Genomic DNA, 20627 nt, shown 5'->3' on the forward strand with positions numbered 1-20627 from the left:
ATTTCAACATGGGGTCGTCACCACGGGATATGTAGGGAGATGAAGGGTAATTTCGCAGGACACTGGACGCTGCGGGCTAAATCGGTTTCACTTGCCACAACTTAGGCGGCCTTGGCTGGAATATCGGGACGCAGATGACACCATTGCTGGAAGTTGAAGACCTTACCATCGGCTTCGGCGCGGCGCCGCCGGTCGTCAGCAATGTCAGCTTTACCATCAACCCCGGCGAGACGCTGGCGCTCGTCGGGGAAAGCGGCTCCGGCAAGACCTTGACCTGCCGCAGCGTGTTGCAGATACTGCCGCCGTCGGCAGTGCTGAGAAGCGGTTGCATCCGCTTTGACGGGGAAGACGGACCTGTCGACCTGCTGCGCCTGCGCGAACGCGAGATGCGGGCGATCCGCGGGGACCGGATCTCGATGATCTTTCAGGAACCCATGCGCTCGCTGTCACCGCTGCACCGGCTTGGCAATCAGGTCGCCGAAGTGCTGCGCCTGCACCGCGACATGGGCCGCGCCGAGGCCAGACGCACGGTGCTGGAGAAATTCGAGCGCGTCGGATTTGCCGATCCTCTAAGGGCCTGGCGCAGCTATCCGTTCGAGATGTCGGGCGGCATGCGGCAGCGCGCGATGATCGCCATGGCGATGGTTGCCAAACCCGAGCTGCTGATTGCCGACGAGCCGACCACTGCGCTCGATGTCACCACCCAGGCGCAGGTGCTGGGCCTGATCCGCACCCTGCAGGCCGAGACCGGCATGGCGGTGATCCTCGTCACCCATGACCTCGGCGTGGTGGCCAACATGGCGCGGCAGGTCGTGGTGATGAACAAGGGAAGGGTCATGGAACGGGGCGATGCCGCAGACGTGCTGGGCGCGCCCGCGCATGGCTACACGGCCAAGCTCTTCGCCGCCGCGCCGATGATCCCCGAGGTCGCGCGCCCGGCCCGCGCGCCGCCCCATGACGATCTGATCCTCGACCTGCGCGGGGTCAGCAAGACCTATACCTTGCGCGCCGGAGGCTGGCGCAGGCCGGTGAAGGTCACCGCCTGTCGTGACATCGACCTGCAATTGCAGCGCGGCAAGACCCTCGCCGTGGTGGGGGAAAGCGGCTCGGGCAAGACCACCTGCGCACGGATCGCACTCGGTGCCGAACGCCCCGACCCCGGCGGCTGCGTGTTGTTCTATCCGACCCCGGGTACCGATCCGGTGCCGGTGCATGACATGAATTCCGCCCAGCGCACCGCCTTTCAGGAACAGGCGCAGATGGTCTTTCAGGATCCCTATTCCTCGCTCTCTCCGCGGATGCGGGTGCAGCAATTGCTGACCGAGCCGATGGAAATCCACCGCATTGCCAACCGCGCCGAGCGGCGCGAGCGTGCCATCGAAAAGCTGCGGTTGGTCGGGCTCAGCCCGGACATGCTGGGGCGTTATCCGCATGCCTTCTCGGGCGGCCAGCGCCAGCGCCTGTCTATCGCGCGGGCGCTGACGCTGGAGCCCTCGCTGCTGATCTGCGACGAGCCGACCTCGGCGCTCGATGTTTCGGTGCAGGACCAGATCCTGACCCTGCTGGAGGACATCCGCGAGAGGGCGCATCTGAGCTATCTGTTCATCAGTCACGACCTCGCCGTGGTGGCGCGGATCGCCGATGAGGTGGCGGTGATGCGCGCCGGGGTGATCGTCGAGCAGGCCGCGCCCGACACGCTTTTCTACAATCCACAGCATCCCTATACCAAGGCGCTGATCGCCGCGCAGCCGGAGCCCGATGTATCGCGCCCCATCGACCTTGAGCTGGTGTCGCATGGGGCGGGCGCACCGTCGAGCTGGCCCGAGATGTTCCGCTTCGAAGGGTTGAGCGCGCCGATGCTGCGTGAGCTCGAACCCGGCCACATGGTGCGCTGTCATGCGTAGCCTGATCGCCCTCCTGCTGCTCCTCGCCCTGCCGCTGGCAGCACAGCCGGTGCCGCAGGAATCCTCTTTCTGGGCGGCGGAGGTCAGAAGCGGCGACCTGCCGCCGGTGACGGAGCGCCTGCCCGAGGTGCCGCTCGTCGTCGATCTTGAAGCCAAGGGCCGCAGTTTTGGCCATCAGGGCGGCACACTGCGCACCCTCGTCTCCCGTTCCAAGGATGTGCGGCAGATGGTGGTCTATGGCTATGCGCGGCTGGTCGGTTACGCGCCGGATTACTCGCTCTATCCCGATCTCTTGCGCGATGTGGAGATCGAGGAGGGCCGCCGCTTCACCCTGCATTTGCGCCCCGGCCACCGCTGGTCGGACGGCACGCCCTTCACCTCGGAGGATTTCCGCTACTGGTGGGAGAATGTCGCCAATAACGACGCGATCACCCCCTCCGGCCCGCCAGATTTCATGTTCGTGCAGGACGAGCTCGGCACGGTCAGCTTCCCGAATCCGGTGACCGTAGTCTTCGAATGGCAGGCGCCCAACCCCAACTTCCTGCCGCTGCTGGCCCAGGCCAGCCCGCCGTTCATCTACCGCCCCGCCCATTACCTGCGGCAGTATCACATCGACTTTGCCGATCCGGAGGCACTGAAGCTGGCGGTGGCCCGCGCGCGGGTCAAATCATGGGCGGCACTGCACAACAAGCTCGACAACATGTACAAATACGACAATCCGGCGCTGCCGACACTGCAGCCCTGGATCAACGCCAGCGGCAACCGCTCGTCTCGGCAATTGTTCGTGCGCAACCCCTATTACCACCGGATCGACGCACGCGGCGTGCAACTGCCCTATATCGACGTGGTCGAGATGACCATCGTCGGCGGCGGGCTGATCGCGGCCAAGGCCAATGCCGGGGAGGTCGACCTGCAGGCAAGGGGCCTCGATTTCCCCGATGTCTCGATGCTGAAGAAGGGCGAAAGCGATGGTGGTGCCTATCGCACCCTGCTCTGGGCCAATGGTGCGGCCAGCCAGATCGCAATCTATCCGAACCTCAATTTCGCCGATCCGGCCTGGCGCGCGGTGATCCGGGACGTGCGGTTCCGCCGTGCGCTCAGCCTCGGCATCGACCGACGGATGATCAACCGGGCGCTCTATTTCGGCCTTGCCAAGGAGGGCGGCATGACGGCGCTGTCCTCAAGCCCGCTGTTTTCGGAGCGTGACCTCCACGAATGGGCCGGGCTCGACATCGACCGCGCCAATGCGCTGCTCGACGAAATGGGGCTGACCAAGCGGACGGCGTCGGGGTTGCGCAAGCTGCCCGACGGGCGCGCGATGGAATTCGTCGTCGAGACCGCCGGAGAGCGGCAGGAGGTCGAGAACGCGCTGGCCATCGTCGCCGACACCTGGCGCGACCTCGGCATCCGGCTGATCATGCGCCCGCTCGACCGCGACATCCTGCGCAACAGGGTCTATGCCGGTGTCAGCATGGCGGCGGTCTGGTACGGCTGGGACAACGGCCTGCCCGCGCCCGACACCTCGCCGCAATACCTTGCCCCGACCAATCAGGAATTCTTCGCCTGGCCGAAATGGGGCCAGTACTATCAGACCAAGGGCGGATCGGGCGAGCCGCCCGACCTGCCCGAGGCACAGGCGCTGATGGCGCTGTCCGAGGAATGGAACCGCACCCAGGATGCGGCGCAGCGGCGGGCGATCTGGCGGCAGATGCTCGCCATCCATGCCGATCAGCAATTCGGCATCGGCATCCTTTCCGAAGCGCCGCAGCCGGTGGTGGTGTCCCGGCATCTGCGCAACGTGCCCGAACAGGGGATCTGGGCCTTCGACCCCGGCGCGCATTTCGGCATTCACCGGATTGACGAGTTCTATTTTGATGACCCGTTGCAGCAGGTAAACCAGTGACTTTCGTGAAATATGCCATTTACCGTTTCTTCACCATGTTGCTGACACTCTGGGTGGTCTCGATCCTGGTCTTCGCGATCATCAACCTGCCGCCGGGCGATTACCTTTCCAACCAGATCGCGGAGCTGCGCGCCACGGGACAGGCCGAGGGCGTTGCCAAGGCCGAGTTCCTGCGCCAGGAATATGCGCTCGATCGCCCGCTCTGGGAGCAATACCTGATCTGGGTTGGCTTCGCGCCCGGCCCGCAGGGCTTTGCCGGGCTGGTGCAGGGCGATTTCGGCTGGTCCTTCGAGTTTGACCGCCCCGTCGGCGAGATCGTCGGGGATGCCTTGTGGCTCACGGTGCTGGTCAATCTGGCGGCGGTGATCTTCGTCTATGTGGTGGCGCTGCCACTGGGCGTGCTGGCGGCGGCGCGCGCGGAAACCTGGGTCGATTACACGGCCGGTTTCGTCGGCTACCTTGGCCTTGCCACACCCAACTTCCTGCTGGCGCTGATCCTGTTCTACTACGGGCACAAGTATTTCGACCTGCCGATCGGCGGGCTGATGGCGCCGCATTTCGAGGATCAGGCGATGTCCTGGCCCAAGGTGCAGTCGATCCTGCTGCATCTCATCGTCCCGACCTTCGTGATCGGCACCTCCGGCGCTGCCGCGATGATGCAGCGGCTGCGCGCCAACATGCTTGATGAGCTCGGCAAACCCTATGTCGAGACCGCCAAGGCCAAGGGGCTGGGCCCGTCGCGGCTGCTGGCGAAATATCCGCTGCGCATGGCGCTGAATCCTTTCGTCGCCGATATCGGCAACCTGCTGCCCGCGGTGGTTTCGGGCTCGGTGCTGGTCTCGGTGGTGCTTGGCTTGCAGACCATCGGCCCCTATCTGCTGGCGGCGCTGAAGTCGCAGGACCAGTTTCTCGCCGGTTTCGTGTTGATGTTCGTTGCGCTGCTGACGCTGATCGGCACGATGATCTCCGACATGCTGCTGGTCCTGCTCGACCCGCGCATCCGCTACGGGGGGCGCGAGGCATGAGCATTCAGCCCTCCAACCGTTTCGTCGATACCGAGCCATGGGTCGATACGCCCGACACCGGCTTGCCCGAACGCGCCGATCTCGATGTCTCCGTCTCGCGGCTGATGTGGCGCAAGTTCAGGCGCCACAAGCTCGGGCTGATCTCGGGGCTGTTCCTGCTGATCTGCTACCTGATCCTGCCGGTCGCCGGTTTCATCGCGCCCTACACGCCCAACGAACGCAATGCCGAGCATCTCTATGCGCCCCCGCAGGACATCAACCTCTGGCACGAGGGGCGTTTCATCGGGCCTTACGTCTATCCGACCACGGCCGAGGCCGATCTCGACAATTACCGCTGGACCTACAGCGCCGACGAGACCCGGCCGATGAAGCTTGAGTACTTCTGCAAGGGTCGCAGCTATCAGCTGTTCGGGCTGATCCCCTCGGACACCCATCTGTTCTGTGCGCCCGAGGGGGCGACGGTGTTTCTCTGGGGCTCGGACCGGCTTGGCCGGGACGTGTTCAGCCGCATCCTTTATGGCGCGCAATTGTCGCTGACCGTGGGGCTGATCGGGATCACCGTGTCCTTCATCCTCGGCATTACCTTCGGCGCCATCGCGGGCTATTTCGGCGGCGCCATCGACTGGGTGATCAACCGCGCGATCGAGATCCTGCGCTCGCTGCCGGAACTGCCGCTGTGGCTGGCCTTGTCGGCGGCGGTGCCGTCGAACTGGGGGCCGGTGGCGGTGTTCTTCATCATCTCGATCATCCTCGGCATCCTCGACTGGCCGGGGCTGGCGCGGGCGGTGCGTTCGAAATTCCTGTCCCTGCGCGAAGAAGAATTCGTCAAGGCCGCGGAGATGATGGGCGCCAGGCCCGGAAGGGTGATCCGCCGTCATCTGCTGCCCAATTTCATGTCGCATCTGATCGCCAGCGCCACCCTGTCGATCCCGGCGATGATCCTGGGCGAGACGGCGCTGTCCTTCCTCGGGCTCGGTCTGCGCGCCCCGGCGGTGAGCTGGGGGGTGATGCTCAACGATGCGCAGAACCTCGCCTCCATCGAGATCTATTGGTGGACCGCGATCCCGATGTTGCCGATCATCATCGTGGTACTGGCGTTCAACTTTCTCGGCGACGGCCTGCGCGCCTCGCTCGATCCCTACAAGCAGTGAGGAGGATGTCGCATGAATGATTTCGACGAAAGCAATCCGGGCGGCGATGCGCCCTGTTTTGCCCATGAACTGGTCGACGGTCAGCCGGTCGATCCGCAGCAATGGCGCGACGTGAACCGGTTTCGCAAGGCCGAACGGATCCGGCTGCTCGCGCGGCGTCGCGAAGTGCCGCAGGCGCGGCTTAAGGAGATGGCGCAGCAGGTCGGCGCGGGACTTGATAAGCTGATCTCACCGCAGGAAGGCATGGTGATCGCCGGTTACTGGCCGATCCGCGGCGAGCTTGACCTGCGCTTCTGGCTAAAGACCGCGCATGAGGCCGGGGCCGAGCTGGCGCTGCCGGTGGTGGTGCAGCGCAACGCCCCGGTCGAGTTTCACCGCTGGGCGCCGGGCGCAAAGATGAACCGCGGCATCTGGAACATCCCCGTGCCCGCCGTGGCCGAACCGCTGATCCCCGATATCGTGCTCAGCCCGCTGCTCGGCGTTGACGCGCAGGGCTACCGGCTCGGCAATGGCGGCGGGTATTACGACCGGACCCTGGCCGCCGCCGATCCGCTTCCCAGGGTGATCGGGGTCGGGCATGACTTTTGCCCGATCAAGACGATCTTTCCGATGCATTGGGATATCCCGATGCATCAGGTCGTGCTCGGCGACGGCAGCGTCAGGGACCATCGCCCCTGACGCAGCCAAGCCAGCCTCACTCGTTGTACCAGTTTCCCATTTTCACCTCGGTATCGGTGCCGACCCGTTTGGCGAAATTCTCCGGATCCTGCGTACCGCCGTCCCGGCCCCGGTAATGGTAGGGATAGACAAATTTCGGCTTGAACTCCGCCACCGCCGAGGCCGCCGTATTGGCATCCATTGTGAAGGGCAGGTTCATGCAGACGAAGGCCAGATCAATGTTGGTCAACGCGCGCATCTCCGGAATGTCCTCGGTATCGCCGGAAATATAGACCCGGAAACCGTCGAAATTCAGCACATAGCCGTTGTCGCGCCCCTGCGGGTGGAACTGCTTGCGCGCCTCGGTGGTGTTATAGGCCGGGATCGCATCGATGCGCAGCTCCCTGAAGCTGGCCTGTTCGCCGTTGGCCAGTGCCGAGGCCTTGGCCTTGAGCGCATCGGGCAGCATCTCGAACACCGCCGGATTGGTAATGATCTGCGTCTCTTCGCCGACCAGCGCCTTCAGCGTATCGGCATTGTAGTGATCGCCATGTTCATGGGTGATCAGGATCAGATCCGGCGCCGGATAATCGGCATAGGCCGATGCATCACCGACCGGATCGCAATGGATCGTGCCAAGCGGCGTCTCCATCACGAAAGAGGCGTGATCGACCGGATGCACGGTTATGTCGCCGACGTTGCTGGAAAACACGTTGCCGGTATGGGCCTCTGCGAGAGCGGCATAGGGCAGAAGGGTGATGCTGCCGCCCGCGGCGGCGGCGCTCAGCATCAGCGCGCGTCTGGTAAGATTCATCTTTATGTCTCCTGTAATGCAAGGCTTTCCCGTCGCGACCTAGCGGCAGGACGGCCGGTTTCAACATTCAGCGATCATCGCCGTTCTCGTCCTCCGTCTCGGACAATTCCCCCTCCATGGTCGCCTGGGCGGCGGCGGTGACCGCTCGTTTCTGCGCCTCGCTCAGGTCTTCGACCTTGGCATCGGCAAGCCGGACGGTCACCTCGCGATGGGCAAAGCGTATGCCTTCGCGTTCGAACAAAGCCCGGATCTCCGCATAGACCCGCTTGCGGATCAGCCATTGATCGCCCGGCTTGGTCATGAACTTGACCCGGATGATCATCGCCGAATCCTGCATCTCGATCACCCCCTGCGACTTCAGTGGCTGGATGAAATTCTCGCCGATCTCCGCGTCTTCGAGCAGCTCGAGCCCGAGCTTCTTGATCAGCTTGCGGACCTTCTCCACATCGGTGTCATAGGTCACCCGGAGCGGCAGTTTCATCATCACCCAGTCGCGCGAGTAGTTGGTCATCACCTGGATCTCGCCAAACGGGATCGTGTGCAGATAGCCAAGGTGATGGCGCAGCTGGAAGGAGCGCACCGAGATTTTCTCGACCGTGCCCTTGACCCCGCCCACATCGATATATTCGCCCTTGCGAAACGCGTCATCAAAGAGAAAGAACGCCCCCGCGAAAATGTCCCGTACCAGCGCCTGCGAGCCGAAACCGACCGCCACGCCGACGATCCCTGCTCCGGCAAACAGCGGCCCGACATTGACCCCGAGCTCCATCAACACGATCAGCAACACCGTCACCACGACGACGACGAGGATGAAATTGCGAAAAAGCGGCAGCAGTGTCGCCAGACGGCTGGCCGACGAGCCACCGCCCTCATCGCCGAGCTCAACTTCCTCGGCCTCGCCGACCTCTTCGGCGATCTTGCTGTCGATCCAGATCCGGAAAGCGTGATAGACGACATAGCCGATGAAGCAGATCACCAGGATATCGAGCAGCCGGTCGGCATAGGTCTCGGCCATCCGGGCGCTCTCGTTATCCCAGATGTAGAAGAACGCATAGGCCCCGGCGACAAAGGCCAGGATACCGGCAACCCGTCGCGCCAGCGCTTCGAAGGAATTGACCGACTGGCGCGGCATCAACTCGGCCCGCGCGGCCTCTTCGGCGGGATCCGGAGTCGGCACGACCTCGACCTGCGGCGGCTCCCCCTCCTGCGTCCCTTCCTCGCGGGCCCGTATTGCCTCCCGCCGTGCCGTGCGCTCGGCCTCTTCCTTCTGGAGCAGCTCGTTCATCCGTCGGATCGCACGCGCCCGCGCAAAGCCGCGTTCGATGAAGAAGTTGAACCCGCCATAAACCACGATGATCGAGATCAGGATGCCATAGGCCCCGGCGATCAGCGGCACCGAACTCGGGTTGGCCAGCACCAGATCATAGGTCAGCTCGAACCAGGCAAACAGCACATAGACGATCACCACCGGTGCCCAGACCCGCACCAGAAACCGCGTCACGGCACTGCATTGGGACAGCGGCTTGCCGTGGCGAAGCGCCCCTGAGATCGCGCGCCGGTTGACCAGGACCAGCAGGATGTTCATCAGGACGATCAGCGCCGAAAGCATCGAGGCAAGGAAGGCATAGACATCGTAATTCAGCCCCAGCTCGGCGATCCAGATGCCGAACAGGATGGCGCAGATGTCAAGCGTCGCCATCAGCCAGAGCCAGCGATGCAGGCGCCGCGCATCCCGGTCGCTGAACGCCGGAATCCGGTATTGCGACAGGAACGGCGACAGGATCATCCGCCACAACCCGGCCACGAAGCGACAGGCGAAATAGCCGATGTTGATCAGCGTCACGGTGAACTGGACCGCGGTATCCTCGAGCGGGCCGAAAAGGATGAAGCCCAGCACATAGGCCACCGCCATCGAGATCAGGATGCCCACCACACCGATCGCGAACCGATAGAGCAGAAACGGCATCTTCTCGGCATAGCCCTGCGGATCGGGTCTGATCCGGGCCGCCACATGGGCGCGCGCGAAGCGCTTGGCGAACACCTCGCGCTCGACGATCACCCCGGCGAAAAACATCAGCAGGCTGTAGAGCAATGTCCGGGCGAAAAGCGCGATGGTGCCGTCGGGGCTCGCCGCCCGCAGGATGTAGAGCACCTCGTTGAAGGCCACCGGCAGCGACAGCAGATGCTCGATCACCGCGGTACGGAACCGCAGGGCCCGTTCCTGCAATTGCATCAGCGGCGTATGCAGCGGCTCCTCGGCCTGCGCCTCCGCGCTCTGCGGGTCGGGAGGCGCGTTCAGGATATTTCCGGCGCTGTCGATAACCACCACGCCCACGCCATTTTCCCCGGCCTGACGAAGGATCTCGCCGATCCGCCCGGCCTCCTGCGGGGCCGTGTTGTCCGCCCCCGGCATCAGCGAGCCGAGACCCTGGACCAGGCCCGTCGCGGGAAACAGCATCAGGCCCAAGCTCAGCCACAGGGTGAAAATCATCAGATTGCGCATGGAACCCCGCTGCGGCATGTCGCCTGTCACCACGCTATGTCAGGGCAAATTTCATTGCAATTGAAGCCTCGTAACGGTTTTTCATAAAGCCTCACGCTTGCGTGCGGGTCTTTTGCTCCGGGACGATTCTATGCCATAGCTAGAACCAGTCTTCCGATGCTGCCGGACCGGCCCCGCGCCCGAACCGTCCCGCATCCTGCTGCCGAAGGAACCGCCGATGCCCGCTGCCCCCGCGATCTCCGCCCGCACCTGCCGCAAAGCCGCGAGCGCGGGCCGCCTCTCCGGCGGCGACCGGCGACACTGACACAGAAAGCGAGAGGCCGCGCTATGGCAAGACCGAGATCGAGGCATCACCGGCGCGACACGGCCCAGCGCCGGGTGATGTTTTACAGCCACGACACCTTCGGCCTCGGCCACCTGCGCCGCTCACGCGCACTCGCCACCGCCCTGACCGAAGCCGATGGCGCGACCTCCGCGATCATCCTCACCGGCTCGCCGGTGGCCGGGCGTTTCGCCTTTCCCGACCGGGTCGATTACATCCGACTGCCCGGCGTCACCAAGCTCACCGACGGCAGCTATGTCAGCGAGACGCTGGGGCTGGAGATCGACGACACCACATCGTTGCGCGCCGGGTTGATCCAGACCGCGGTGGAGGAATACGAGCCCGACCTGCTGATCGTGGACAAGGAGCCCACCGGCTTTCGCGGCGAGTTGCTGCCGACGCTCGAGCGGCTGCGCATCCGGGGCCGCACCCGCGTCGTGCTGGGGCTGCGCGACGTGCTCGACGAGCCCGAGGTGCTGGCCGCCGAATGGGCGCGCAAGGGCGCGGTGCAGGCCGCCGAGAACCTCTATGACGAGGTCTGGGTCTATGGCATGCGCGACATCTATGACCCGACCATCGGCCTGCCGCTGTCGGATGATCTGCGCGCCCGGATGCATTGGACCGGCTATCTGCGCCGCGACAAGGGCCGCCCCGCCGACGTGCCCGAACACCCCTATGTGTTGATCACCCCCGGCGGTGGCGGCGACGGCGCGGCGATGGTGTCGCTCGCGCTCGATGCCTATGAACAGGATCCCGACCTGTCCCCCCATGCCATGCTGGTCTACGGCCCGTTCCTCTCCGGCGAGGTGCGCGAGGCCTTTGACGCGCGGGTGGCAAAGCTGGGCGGCCGGGTCACCGCGCTCGGCTTTGACAGCCGCATCGAGGCGCTGATCGTCGGTGCCGACGGGGTGATCTGCATGGGCGGCTACAACACCTTTTGCGAAGTGCTGTCCTTTGACAAACGCGCGGTGATCGTGCCGCGCACCGTGCCCCGGCTCGAACAATGGATCCGCGCCAGCCGGGCCGAGGAACTGGGCCTTGTGCGGATGCTCGACGAGACCCGCGATGGCATGACCCCGCGAGCGATGATCGCGGCGATCCGCAACCTGCCGCATCAGGGCAGACCATCGCAGGCCGGTGCAGATGGGCTGCTTGACGGGCTCGACGTGGTGATCACCCGCGCCCGCGCGCTGATGGACCGGACCGGCGAGGCATGAGCGCGTCCGCCCTCGCCATCGTGGTCAAGGGCTGGCCCCGGCTGTCGGAGACCTTCATCGCGCAGGAGCTGGTGGCACTCGAAGAAGCCGGGCTCGCCTTCGAGATCTGGTCCCTGCGCCACCCGACCGACCGCAAGACGCACCCGCTGCATGACCGCCTGCGCGCCCCGGTGCGCTACCTGCCGGAATACCTGCGCGATGAACCCCGGCGTGTGGCAGGCGCGATGGAGGCGGCCCGCGCCCTGCCCGGCTACGCTTCGGCGCGCGTTGCTTTCGAGGCCGATCTCGCCCGCGATGATACCCCCAACCGGCGCCGCCGCTTCGGACAGGCCTGCGTGCTGGCGCAGGAGGCCCCCGATGCGCTGCGCGGGCTTTACGCGCATTTCCTGCATACCCCTGCTTCGGTGGCCCGCTATGCCGCGATCCTGCGCGGGGTGCCGTGGTCGTTCTCGGCCCATGCCAAGGACATCTGGACCTCGCCGGAATGGGAGCTGCGCGAAAAGCTTTCTTCCGATCATCACGGGGCCCGCTTCGGCGCGACCTGCACGGGAACGGGTACCGCCCATCTGCGCAGCCTCGCGGGGGCTCCCGGTCTGGTCGATCTGGTCTATCACGGGCTCGACCTTGCCCGTTTCCCGGCCCCGCCGGACCGCGCCCTGCGCGCCGCCGATGCCCCCCTGCGGCTGATGTCGGTCGGGCGGCTGGTGGAAAAGAAGGGTTTTGACCGGCTGATCGACGCGCTGGCGCTGCTGCCTGCCGATCTTGACTGGCGCTGGACCCATATCGGCGGCGGCACCTTGCAGGAAAACATGCAGACCCGCGCGCAGGAGGCCGGAATCAGACCCCGCATCGACTGGCGAGGTGCCTGCGACCAGCCCGAGGTAATCGCGGCGATGCGCGCCGCCGATCTCTTCGTCCTGCCCTCGCGGATCGCCGAAGACGGCGACCGCGACGGGCTGCCGAATGTGTTGATGGAGGCGGCGAGCCAGAAGCTGCCGATCCTCAGCACCCCGGTCTCCGCGATCCCTGAATTCATCGAAGACGGCGTGCACGGATTGCTGCGCGACGACGCCCCGCAGACGCTGGCCGCCGCGATCACCGGTTTCGCCGCCTACCCCGCACTCGGCCCACGTCTGGCGCAGGCCGCCTATGCCCGCCTCCGGGCCGACTTCATGATGGCCCCCGGCATCGCGCATCTGCACCGCCGCCTCACCGACATGCTGGCGGCAGGCTGATGCGGCTGGCCTTCTACGCTCCGCTGAAACCGCCAAACCATGCCAACCCTTCCGGCGATCGCGCCATGGCGCGCGGGTTGCTCGCGGCGCTGCAGGGCATCGGCGCCGAGGTCACGCTGGCCAGCGTTCTGCGCAGCCGCGACGGCAGCGGCGACCCGGCAATCCAGCGCGCCCTGATCACAGAGGCCGGAGGCGAGATCGCCCGTCTGATCCCCGAGGGCCGCGCCGCAGGCTGGCAGTGCTGGCTGACCTATCACAATTACTATAAGGCCCCCGACCTGATCGGCCCCGCCGTCGCGGCGGCGCTCGACATTCCCTATCTGCTGGTCGAGGCGAGCCGCGCGCAGAAGCGCCTCATCGGTCCATGGGCCAATTTCGCCCGGGCCGCCGAAGCTGCCTGCGATGCCGCGCGGGTGATCTTCTACGTCACCGGCCATGACGCCGAAACCCTGCAGCGCGATGCGCCCGAGGGTCAGGCGCTGATCCACCTGCGTCCCTTTCTCGACCGGAGCGATCTGCCTCCCGACACCACAGGCGAGGGGGGGCTGCTCTCGGTCGGGATGATGCGCCCGGGCGACAAGCTCGCCTCCTACCGGATCATCGCCGAGACCCTGGCGTTGCTGCCGCCGCACCTGCGCGATCTGCGCATCATCGGCGACGGGGCGGCGCGGCCCAAGGTCGAGGCGCTGATGGCGCCTTTTGGCGGTGCGGTGCGTTTTCTCGGCGCGCTCGACAGCGATGCGATAGCGATGCAGTACCGACGTGCCACTGCCTTCTTCTGGCCCGGCGTCAACGAGGCCTTCGGCATGGCCTATCTCGAGGCCCAGGCCCATGGCCTGCCAGTGATTGTCCAGGACCGCCCCGGCGTGCGCGACGTCCTCGCCCCCGAACCGCGCCCCGACCCCGCGGCGGGCCCCGCCGCCCTTGCCGCCCAGATTGCCGCCCTCTCCGAGGCCCCGGACCTGCGCCGTCATGCCGGGGCGCGCGCGCGGGCCCATATCGCTGCGCATCACCTGCGCGATAGCGCAGAAACGACATTGAAACAGGGACTTGCGCTGTGCGGGGTCCTGTCATGATCCGCCTCGCCCTGCTGCGCCACGGCCACACGGAATGGAACCGCGCAGGCCGTATCCAGGGCCGCAGCGACATTCCGCTCGATCCCGAAGCCCGCACACAACTCGCCCGGCTGCGCCTACCGGAGCCGTGGGACAGGGCCGCGCTCTGCGCCAGTCCGTTGTCGCGCGCCATGGAGACCGCCGCGCTGGTCGCGGGCCGCCCGGCCTGCCCGGAACTGGCGCTGATCGAAATGAACTGGGGCAGCTGGGAAGGCCGCCATGGCGCCCTGCTGCGCGCCGATCCGGACGGCGGTTTTCGCGATATCGAGCATTGGGGCTGGAGCTATGCCCCGCCCGGCGGCGAAAGCCCCGCCGCGCTGCGCGCCCGGCTGGTCCCCTGGGCCGAAACCCTGCACGAGGATACGCTGGCGATCTGTCATATCGGGGTGATGCGGGTGCTTCTGGCCCATGCCACGGGATGGAACTTCGACGGTCCGGCACCGTTCCAGGTCAAGCGTAACCGGCTCTATATCATAGAGATCTCACGGGACCACTGGCGGGCCGAGCCCGAACCCCTGCGCTTGCAGGAGACCGCGTCATGAAGATACTGATCGTTGTTACCCATCTGCTCGGCAGCGGCCACCTGTCCCGCGCGCTGATCCTAGCACGGGCCTTCAACGCGGCGGGATGGCAGGTCACGCTGGCCTCGGGCGGCATGCCCGCGCCATTGCTCGACCGCGGAGACGTGCCGCTCCTGCAGCTGCCGCCGCTGCGCGCGAACGGGGTCGATTTCTCGCAACTGCTTGACGCCGAGGGCAAGCCCGCGGACGGACGCCTGATCGCCGCGCGCTGCGCGGCCTTGAGCGAGGCGGTGAACGCGCTGCGCCCCGATGTGCTGCTCACCGAGCTTTTCCCCTTCGGCCGCCGAGGCCTGCGCGACGAGTTCATCGCCCTGCTCGAAGCCGCCCAAGCCCTGCCCCGCCCGCCGCTGGTCTGCGCCTCGATCCGAGATATATTGGCGCCGCCCGGAAAGCCGAAGAAAGCCGCCTTTGCCGAAGAGATGCTCGCCCGGTTCTATGACGCTGTGCTGGTCCATTCCGACCCGCACATCACGACGCTGGACCGCAGCTGGCCGGTCTCCGCAGCACTGGCGGAAAAGCTGCACTACACCGGTTTCGTCGCGCCTAAGCCGATGAGGCCGCACCCGCAGGGCATCGGCACCGGCGAGGTTCTGGTGAGCGCCGGAGGCGGCGATGTCGGCAAGGCCCTGTTCGCGACGGCACTGGAAGCGGCGGCGCGCGACGGATCGCGGCGCTGGCGGCTGCTGCTTGGCGGTGCCGGGGCGGCGGATCGCGCGGCCGCGGTGACGGCGCCGCAGAACGCCATCGTCGAACCCGCCCGCCCGGATTTTCGCCAGATGCTGCCCCATGCCGCCGCCTCGGTCTCGCTCTGCGGCTACAATACCGCGATGGACGTGCTGCAATCCGGCGTGCCGGCGGTTTTCGTGCCTTTCGATGAAGGGAACGAGGTCGAACAGGGGTTGCGGGCGGAAGCGCTGGCGGCGCTCGACCGGATCGCCGTGCTGCGCAGCGCCGATCTCCATGCGAGGCGGTTGCTCAAGACGCTCGACCGACTCGCGGAATCACCGCCCCGCCCGGCGATGCGCAGCGGTTTCGATGGCGCGGCGCAAAGCGTGCGGATCGCCGCCGCGCTGATCGGGGCGCGAGGATGAGCACTCGGATCGACTGGTCACCCCTGCGCCGAGAACTGGCACGCTGGCGCCGCGAGGAGCGTGTACTGCCGATCTGGTGGCGTGATGACGACGCGGTGGCCGTGACACCGGCATTGCATCAATTGGCATCGCTGTCCGCAGAGCTGGCGCTGTCCGTGCATGTGGCGGTGATCCCGAAATACGCCGAACCGGCGCTGGCCGCCTTCTGCGCCGATGCGCCGACGCTTGTGCCGCTGGTCCATGGCTGGGCCCATCAGAACAATGCGCAGGCGGCGCAGAAGAAATCCGAATTCGGCCATTATCGGCCCGAGGCACCGGCCGAGACGCAACAGGCGCTTGACCGGTTGCGCGGCCTCTTCGTCGCGGATCTGTTGCCTGTCTTCGTACCGCCGTGGAACCGTATTTCGCCCGATCTGATCCCGCATCTGGCGCCGCAGGGCTATCGCGCGCTTTCGACCTATACGCCGCGCCGTGCGCCATGCCCCGCACCTGGCCTTTTGCAGATAAACACGCATATCGACCCGATCCGCTGGCGCGGTGGCGGCGGGCTGCTCGACCCGGAACGGCAGATCGGCGATCTGGCAGCACTGCTCGTCGAGCGTCGAGAGGGGCGGCAGGACAATGACGAGCCGCTCGGATTGCTGAGCCATCACCTCGTGCATGATGCGGCGATCTGGGAGTTCTGCCGGGCCTGCCTGTCGGAACTGCTGACGGGGGGCGCGGTTGGGGCGGATTTGCGAGATATGCTCGGGGAGGCGTCGTAGGGTGGGTGAAACCCACCGCTCCTGGATGATGTGAAGGAAGAACGCGTGGGTTTTACCCACCCTACGAATTATTAACCATTCCAACGCAAATATTCCCCATGAGCCGTTATCGTCGCATGTTCGTGCCCGGTGGCACGTATTTCTTCACCGTCAATCTGGCCGAGCGCGGCACGGATCTTCTGACACGTGAGATCGGTTTGCTGCGCTCGGCCTATGCCGCGATGACAGGGCAGCATCCGCTGAGGGCCGAAGCGATGGTGGTGCTGCCCGATCATCTCCATGCGGTCTGGACCTTGCCGCCGGGGGATGCGGATTTCTCGATCCGCTGGAAGAAGCTGAAGGCGATATTCTCGCGACATTGTCCGATCCACGAGGAGGTCAGTGGCAACAAGGCCCGCAAGGGTGAGCGCAGCATCTGGCAACGCCGCTTCTGGGAACATTGCATCCGCGACGAAGGGGATTTTGCCGCCCAAGTGCATTATTGCCATTGGAACCCGGTGAAACACGGCCTTGTCAAACGCGCGGAGGATTGGCCTTATTCGACTATCCACCGAGACGCAGGGTGGGTGAAACCCACGCGGCAATTCTCCGAAAGGACACCCAACCCGGCAAACCAAGCCCTCCGACAGAGCTCTGAGCTTATCCCCTGAGCGCCTCCGGCCCCCACCTCAGCCTTGCCGACGCACCCGCCGCCGCCGCCGAAGCCTCGTGCAAGCCTTCACCCATCCATCTTCAGCGCCGAAATAAACGCTTCCTGCGGGATATCGACCTTGCCGAACTGGCGCATCTTCTTCTTGCCCGCTTTCTGCTTGTCGAGCAGCTTGCGCTTGCGGCTGGCGTCGCCGCCATAGCACTTCGCGGTTACGTCCTTGCGCATGGCGCTCAGGGTTTCGCGCGCGATCACCTTGCCGCCGATCGCCGCCTGGATCGGGATCTTGAACATATGGCGGGGGATCAGGTCTTTCAGCTTTTCGACCATGGCGCGACCCCGCGTCTCGGCGCGGTCGCGGTGGACCATGGTGGAAAGCGCATCGACCGGCTCGTCATTGACCAGGATCGACATCTTCACCAGCGCGTCCTGCCGATAACCGGTCATCTGGTAATCGAAGCTGGCATAGCCCTTGGTCACCGATTTCAGCCGGTCATAGAAGTCGAAGACCACCTCGTTCAGCGGCAGGTCATAGACCACCATGGCACGCGAACCGGCATAGGTCAGGTTCTCCTGTATGCCGCGCCGGTCCTGGCAGAGTTTCAGCACGTCACCGAGGAATTCGTCGGGCACCAGGATCGTCGCCTTGATGCGCGGCTCCTGAATATGATCGACATAAGTCAGATCGGGCATGTCGGCGGGGTTGTGCAACTGCTGCACGGTGCCGTCCTTCATGTGTATGTCATAGATCACCGAAGGCGCGGTGGTGATCAGGTCGATGTCATATTCACGTTCGATCCGGTCGCGGATCACCTCGAGATGCAATAGCCCGAGGAAACCGCAGCGGAAGCCAAAACCGAGCGCGGCGGAAGTTTCCATCTCGAAGGAGAAGGACGCGTCGTTCAGCGCCAGTTTCTCGATCGCGTCGCGCAGATCCTCGAATTCGGCGGAATCGACCGGGAACAGCCCGCAGAACACCACCGGCTGCGCCGGTTTGAAGCCCGGAAGCGCCTTGTCGGTGCCTCTCTTTTCATGGGTGATCGTGTCACCGACCCGGGTGTCGCGCACCTGTTTGATCGAGGCGGTCAGGAAGCCGAGTTCCCCTGGCCCGAGCGTCGCGATCTCGGTCATGGCGGGGCGGAAGACACCGATGCGATCGACGTGATGCACGGTGCCGTTCTGCATGAAACGGATTCGGTCGCCCTTCTTCAGCTGCCCGTCCATGATCCGCACCAGAACGATGACGCCGAGGTAGCTGTCATACCAGGAATCCACCAGCATCGCCTTGAGCGGTGCGTCGAGCGTGCCGGTGGGCGCTGGCAGTCGGGTGACGATGGCTTCCAGCGTCTCCTTGATGCCGATACCGGTCTTGGCCGAGACTCTGATCGCATCGGAGGCATCGATACCGATCACATCCTCGATTTGCTCCGCCACGCGGTCGCAATCCGCCGCCGGGAGGTCGATCTTGTTGAGCACCGGGACGATCTCGTGATCGGCGTCGAGCGCATGATAGACATTGGCGAGCGTCTGCGCCTCGACCCCCTGCGTGCTGTCCACCACCAGAAGCGAGCCTTCCACCGCGCGCATCGAGCGGGAGACCTCATAGGCGAAATCGACGTGGCCGGGCGTGTCGATGAGATTGAGGACATATTCCTCGCCATCATCGGCGACGTAGTTGATCCGCACGGTCTGTGCCTTGATCGTGATGCCCCGCTCACGTTCGATATCCATCGAGTCAAGCATCTGCTCTTTCATGTCCCGGTCGGCCACCGTGTTGGTGGACTGGATCAGCCGGTCGGCGAGCGTGGATTTCCCATGGTCGATATGGGCGACGATGGAGAAGTTGCGGATGTGTGAAAGCGGTGTCATACTAGGGATATGTAGGGGTTTGAAGGGTTGGTCAAGGTGGATCGCGTCTCGGCCCTTCCTGGTGTTGGAAGCGGCCTCATGCGCGGGTGATCGCCGGATCGCCGGGACCATGCCCCGGCAAGGACCTGCCCTCCCCTCCGTCCTTTCCCGCTTCGCTGTTCCTGCCCGGCATGTCGGCCACCCGGCTGCTCAACCTCTCTGCAAGTCGAAAGGTTTTCCCATGACATGTGATCGGTCCTTTCATTGGCTGGTGCTGAGCGCCTTCTGCCTCGGCGCGCCGACCACTGCCTTGGCGCAGCAATCCGCTCCGGCGTTCGAATTCTACGGCCAGCTCAATTTCGGCATTTTCCACACGGACGACGGTGTCGAGAACGACACCTATCTGGGCGACAATGACAATTCCAACAGCCGCATCGGGCTGATTTGGGAAACCGACCTCGCCAATGGCGCGGGATTGAAGTTCCATTTCGAGAGCGCGCTCGGGTTCACCGGTTCCTCGGCCATGTCACCAAGCGATAATGACCTCGATCTGGATTGGCGGCGCACGGACCTGCGCAAGTTCGAGGTGGTCTATACCACGCCCTCGATCGGCGCCATCTCCTTCGGTCAGGGCAGTACCGCGACGGACGGCATCACCGAGCAGGATTTCTCCGGCACCGACGTGATCGCTTATTCCGGCCTGTCCGATCTGGCGGAATCCGTCGCCTTCAATACCGAGGCGGGCAGTGCCACGGGAGTCACTGTCGGCAGCGCCTTCAGCAATCTCGACGGGGCGCGCCGCTTCCGGCTGCGCTACGATTCGCCGGACTTCAACGGTTTCGGGTTCAGCGTCTCGGGCGGTGAGGAAGTGCTGCGCCGGGGGGATGATCGGGAGTTCTATGATCTCGGCCTGCGCTACGGCAACGATTACGGCGTGAACAAGGTCGCCGCCGGTCTCGGCTATTCCTGGGTCAGCGGGGGCGGCGAGGTGCTGTCGGGATCGCTGGCGATGCTGCATGAGCCAAGCGGCATCAATGCCGCCTTCGCCGTCGGCGAGCAGCAGGACGGTGACGCGGCATATGCCTATGTCAAACTCGGGCTGATCCGGAGCTTCAACAGCCTCGGCAGCACCGCCTTCAGTGTTGATTACTACGAGGGCGATGATTTTGCACTGGCCGGGTCGGATTCCTCCTCCGTCGGCCTGGCCGTGGTGCAGCGGATCGACCGTTACAACACCGAGATTTACGCGGCCTATCGACGTTATTCCTATGACGCACCGGCGCTCGACACCCAGGATATCGACGTCGCGGTACTGGGCGCGCGCTGGAAATTCTGACAGGCGCGCGGACCGCTCCTGTCGCCCGGGCCTCGCGAATGTTGAATTGCCCCGTCCTGCAAATTGCGGCATAATTGGCGGCAGAGCAGAAACCGGCCAGCACGGGACGAACCCGGCGGTCAGATCAACGAGGCAGGATTCATGATGCGTATATTTGTGGCGCTTGTTGCGCTTTCGGGACTGGCCGCCTGCGGTGGCGGATCTCGCTATTCCAGCATGAATGCAGGGGTCTATCGTCCGGCGCCGGTGCTATTTGCCCGGGGTCCGATCCAGCAGGCCTGCGAGACACAGGGACGGCGCGCCGCGACCCCGGCCCGTTGCGGCTGTGTGCAGGCGATCGCCAATCAGTCACTCTCCCGCTCCGAGCAGCGCCGCGCCGCCAAGATGTTCAAGGACCCGCACGAGTTTCAGGAAATGCGGCAGTCGAACAATCCCAAACACGAACAATTCTGGCGCGCTTGGAAGACATTCGGCCAGAATGCCGCCGCTGCCTGCGACAGGACCTGACCGAA

General features: G+C 65.0%; 17 protein-coding genes. 14 read left to right on the forward strand and 3 right to left on the reverse strand.

All coding sequences use genetic code 11. The features are described 5' to 3' along the window. The first annotated feature begins 134 nt into the window (after window positions 1-134). Genes ACFSUD_RS12675 through ACFSUD_RS12695 form a run of 5 tightly spaced genes read left to right on the forward strand, consistent with a single transcriptional unit; the run spans window position 135 to window position 6661 of the window. Window positions 135-1904 (forward strand): ABC transporter ATP-binding protein, encoded by a 1770-nt coding sequence (locus ACFSUD_RS12675; RefSeq protein ID WP_386374971.1) that lies wholly within the window; start codon window positions 135-137, stop codon window positions 1902-1904. Next, entirely contained in the window at window positions 1897-3807 is a 1911-nt protein-coding gene (locus ACFSUD_RS12680) for an ABC transporter substrate-binding protein (protein ID WP_386374972.1), read from the forward strand. Before ACFSUD_RS12675 ends, ACFSUD_RS12680 begins: the two co-directional genes overlap by 8 nt. A gap of 35 nt (window positions 3808-3842) precedes the next feature. Continuing rightward, a complete protein-coding gene (locus ACFSUD_RS12685; protein WP_386375000.1) occupies window positions 3843-4832 on the forward strand; it encodes an ABC transporter permease in 990 nt (329 codons plus the stop codon). Continuing rightward, window positions 4829-5983, forward strand: a complete 1155-nt coding sequence (locus ACFSUD_RS12690; RefSeq protein ID WP_386374973.1) for an ABC transporter permease — start codon at window positions 4829-4831, stop codon at window positions 5981-5983. Before ACFSUD_RS12685 ends, ACFSUD_RS12690 begins: the two co-directional genes overlap by 4 nt. Before the next feature lie 12 nt (window positions 5984-5995). After that, entirely contained in the window at window positions 5996-6661 is a 666-nt protein-coding gene (locus ACFSUD_RS12695) for a 5-formyltetrahydrofolate cyclo-ligase (RefSeq protein WP_386374974.1), read from the forward strand. A gap of 16 nt (window positions 6662-6677) precedes the next feature. Here the strand turns inward: ACFSUD_RS12695 and ACFSUD_RS12700 are convergent, their stop codons facing one another. After that, window positions 6678-7454, reverse strand: coding sequence for an MBL fold metallo-hydrolase (locus tag ACFSUD_RS12700; protein WP_386374975.1), 777 nt, complete (start codon window positions 7452-7454; stop codon window positions 6678-6680). Between the two features lie 67 nt (window positions 7455-7521). Continuing rightward, a complete protein-coding gene (locus ACFSUD_RS12705) occupies window positions 7522-9957 on the reverse strand; it encodes a mechanosensitive ion channel family protein (RefSeq protein ID WP_386374976.1) in 2436 nt (811 codons plus the stop codon). A gap of 327 nt (window positions 9958-10284) precedes the next feature. On the opposite strand from ACFSUD_RS12705, the gene ACFSUD_RS12710 reads away from it, so the two are divergent. The 7 genes from ACFSUD_RS12710 (at window position 10285) to ACFSUD_RS12740 (ending at window position 16932) form a co-directional block, all read left to right on the forward strand. Further along, a complete protein-coding gene (locus ACFSUD_RS12710) occupies window positions 10285-11496 on the forward strand; it encodes a glycosyltransferase family protein (protein WP_386374977.1) in 1212 nt (403 codons plus the stop codon). Further along, on the forward strand, window positions 11493-12731 hold the full coding sequence (locus tag ACFSUD_RS12715; RefSeq protein ID WP_386374978.1) for a glycosyltransferase: 1239 nt from the start codon (window positions 11493-11495) through the stop codon (window positions 12729-12731). Before ACFSUD_RS12710 ends, ACFSUD_RS12715 begins: the two co-directional genes overlap by 4 nt. After that, the gene (locus ACFSUD_RS12720; RefSeq protein WP_386374979.1) at window positions 12731-13807 is read left to right on the forward strand and encodes a glycosyltransferase family 4 protein; all 1077 of its coding nucleotides are present in this window, start codon (window positions 12731-12733) and stop codon (window positions 13805-13807) included. Before ACFSUD_RS12715 ends, ACFSUD_RS12720 begins: the two co-directional genes overlap by 1 nt. After that, entirely contained in the window at window positions 13804-14388 is a 585-nt protein-coding gene (locus ACFSUD_RS12725) for a histidine phosphatase family protein (RefSeq protein ID WP_386374980.1), read from the forward strand. Before ACFSUD_RS12720 ends, ACFSUD_RS12725 begins: the two co-directional genes overlap by 4 nt. After that, window positions 14385-15518, forward strand: coding sequence for a glycosyltransferase family protein (locus tag ACFSUD_RS12730; RefSeq protein ID WP_386374981.1), 1134 nt, complete (start codon window positions 14385-14387; stop codon window positions 15516-15518). The genes ACFSUD_RS12725 and ACFSUD_RS12730 overlap by 4 nt, the downstream gene beginning before the upstream one ends. After that, window positions 15515-16282 (forward strand): polysaccharide deacetylase family protein, encoded by a 768-nt coding sequence (locus tag ACFSUD_RS12735; RefSeq protein ID WP_386374982.1) that lies wholly within the window; start codon window positions 15515-15517, stop codon window positions 16280-16282. The genes ACFSUD_RS12730 and ACFSUD_RS12735 overlap by 4 nt, the downstream gene beginning before the upstream one ends. Before the next feature lie 98 nt (window positions 16283-16380). Next, a complete protein-coding gene (locus ACFSUD_RS12740; protein ID WP_386374983.1) occupies window positions 16381-16932 on the forward strand; it encodes an REP-associated tyrosine transposase in 552 nt (183 codons plus the stop codon). 68 nt (window positions 16933-17000) lie between these two features. Here ACFSUD_RS12740 and lepA read toward each other — a convergent pair whose 3' ends face one another. Continuing rightward, window positions 17001-18800 carry a translation elongation factor 4 gene (gene lepA, locus ACFSUD_RS12745; RefSeq protein ID WP_386374984.1) on the reverse strand — a complete coding sequence of 600 codons (1800 nt, stop codon included), beginning with the start codon at window positions 18798-18800 and terminating at the stop codon, window positions 17001-17003. A 220-nt stretch (window positions 18801-19020) separates the two neighbouring features. On the opposite strand from lepA, the gene ACFSUD_RS12750 reads away from it, so the two are divergent. Together ACFSUD_RS12750 and ACFSUD_RS12755 are read left to right on the forward strand one after the other, a co-directional pair. Beyond that, complete coding sequence (locus ACFSUD_RS12750; RefSeq protein ID WP_386374985.1) at window positions 19021-20115, forward strand: porin; 1095 nt, start codon at window positions 19021-19023, stop codon at window positions 20113-20115. 141 nt (window positions 20116-20256) lie between these two features. Next, a complete protein-coding gene (locus ACFSUD_RS12755; protein WP_386374986.1) occupies window positions 20257-20622 on the forward strand; it encodes a hypothetical protein in 366 nt (121 codons plus the stop codon). Window positions 20623-20627: the final 5 nt, after the last annotated feature.

It is taken from the genome of Sulfitobacter aestuarii, from assembly GCF_042685005.1.
In the GTDB taxonomy this organism is placed as follows: Bacteria; Pseudomonadota; Alphaproteobacteria; order Rhodobacterales; family Rhodobacteraceae; genus Sulfitobacter; species Sulfitobacter aestuarii.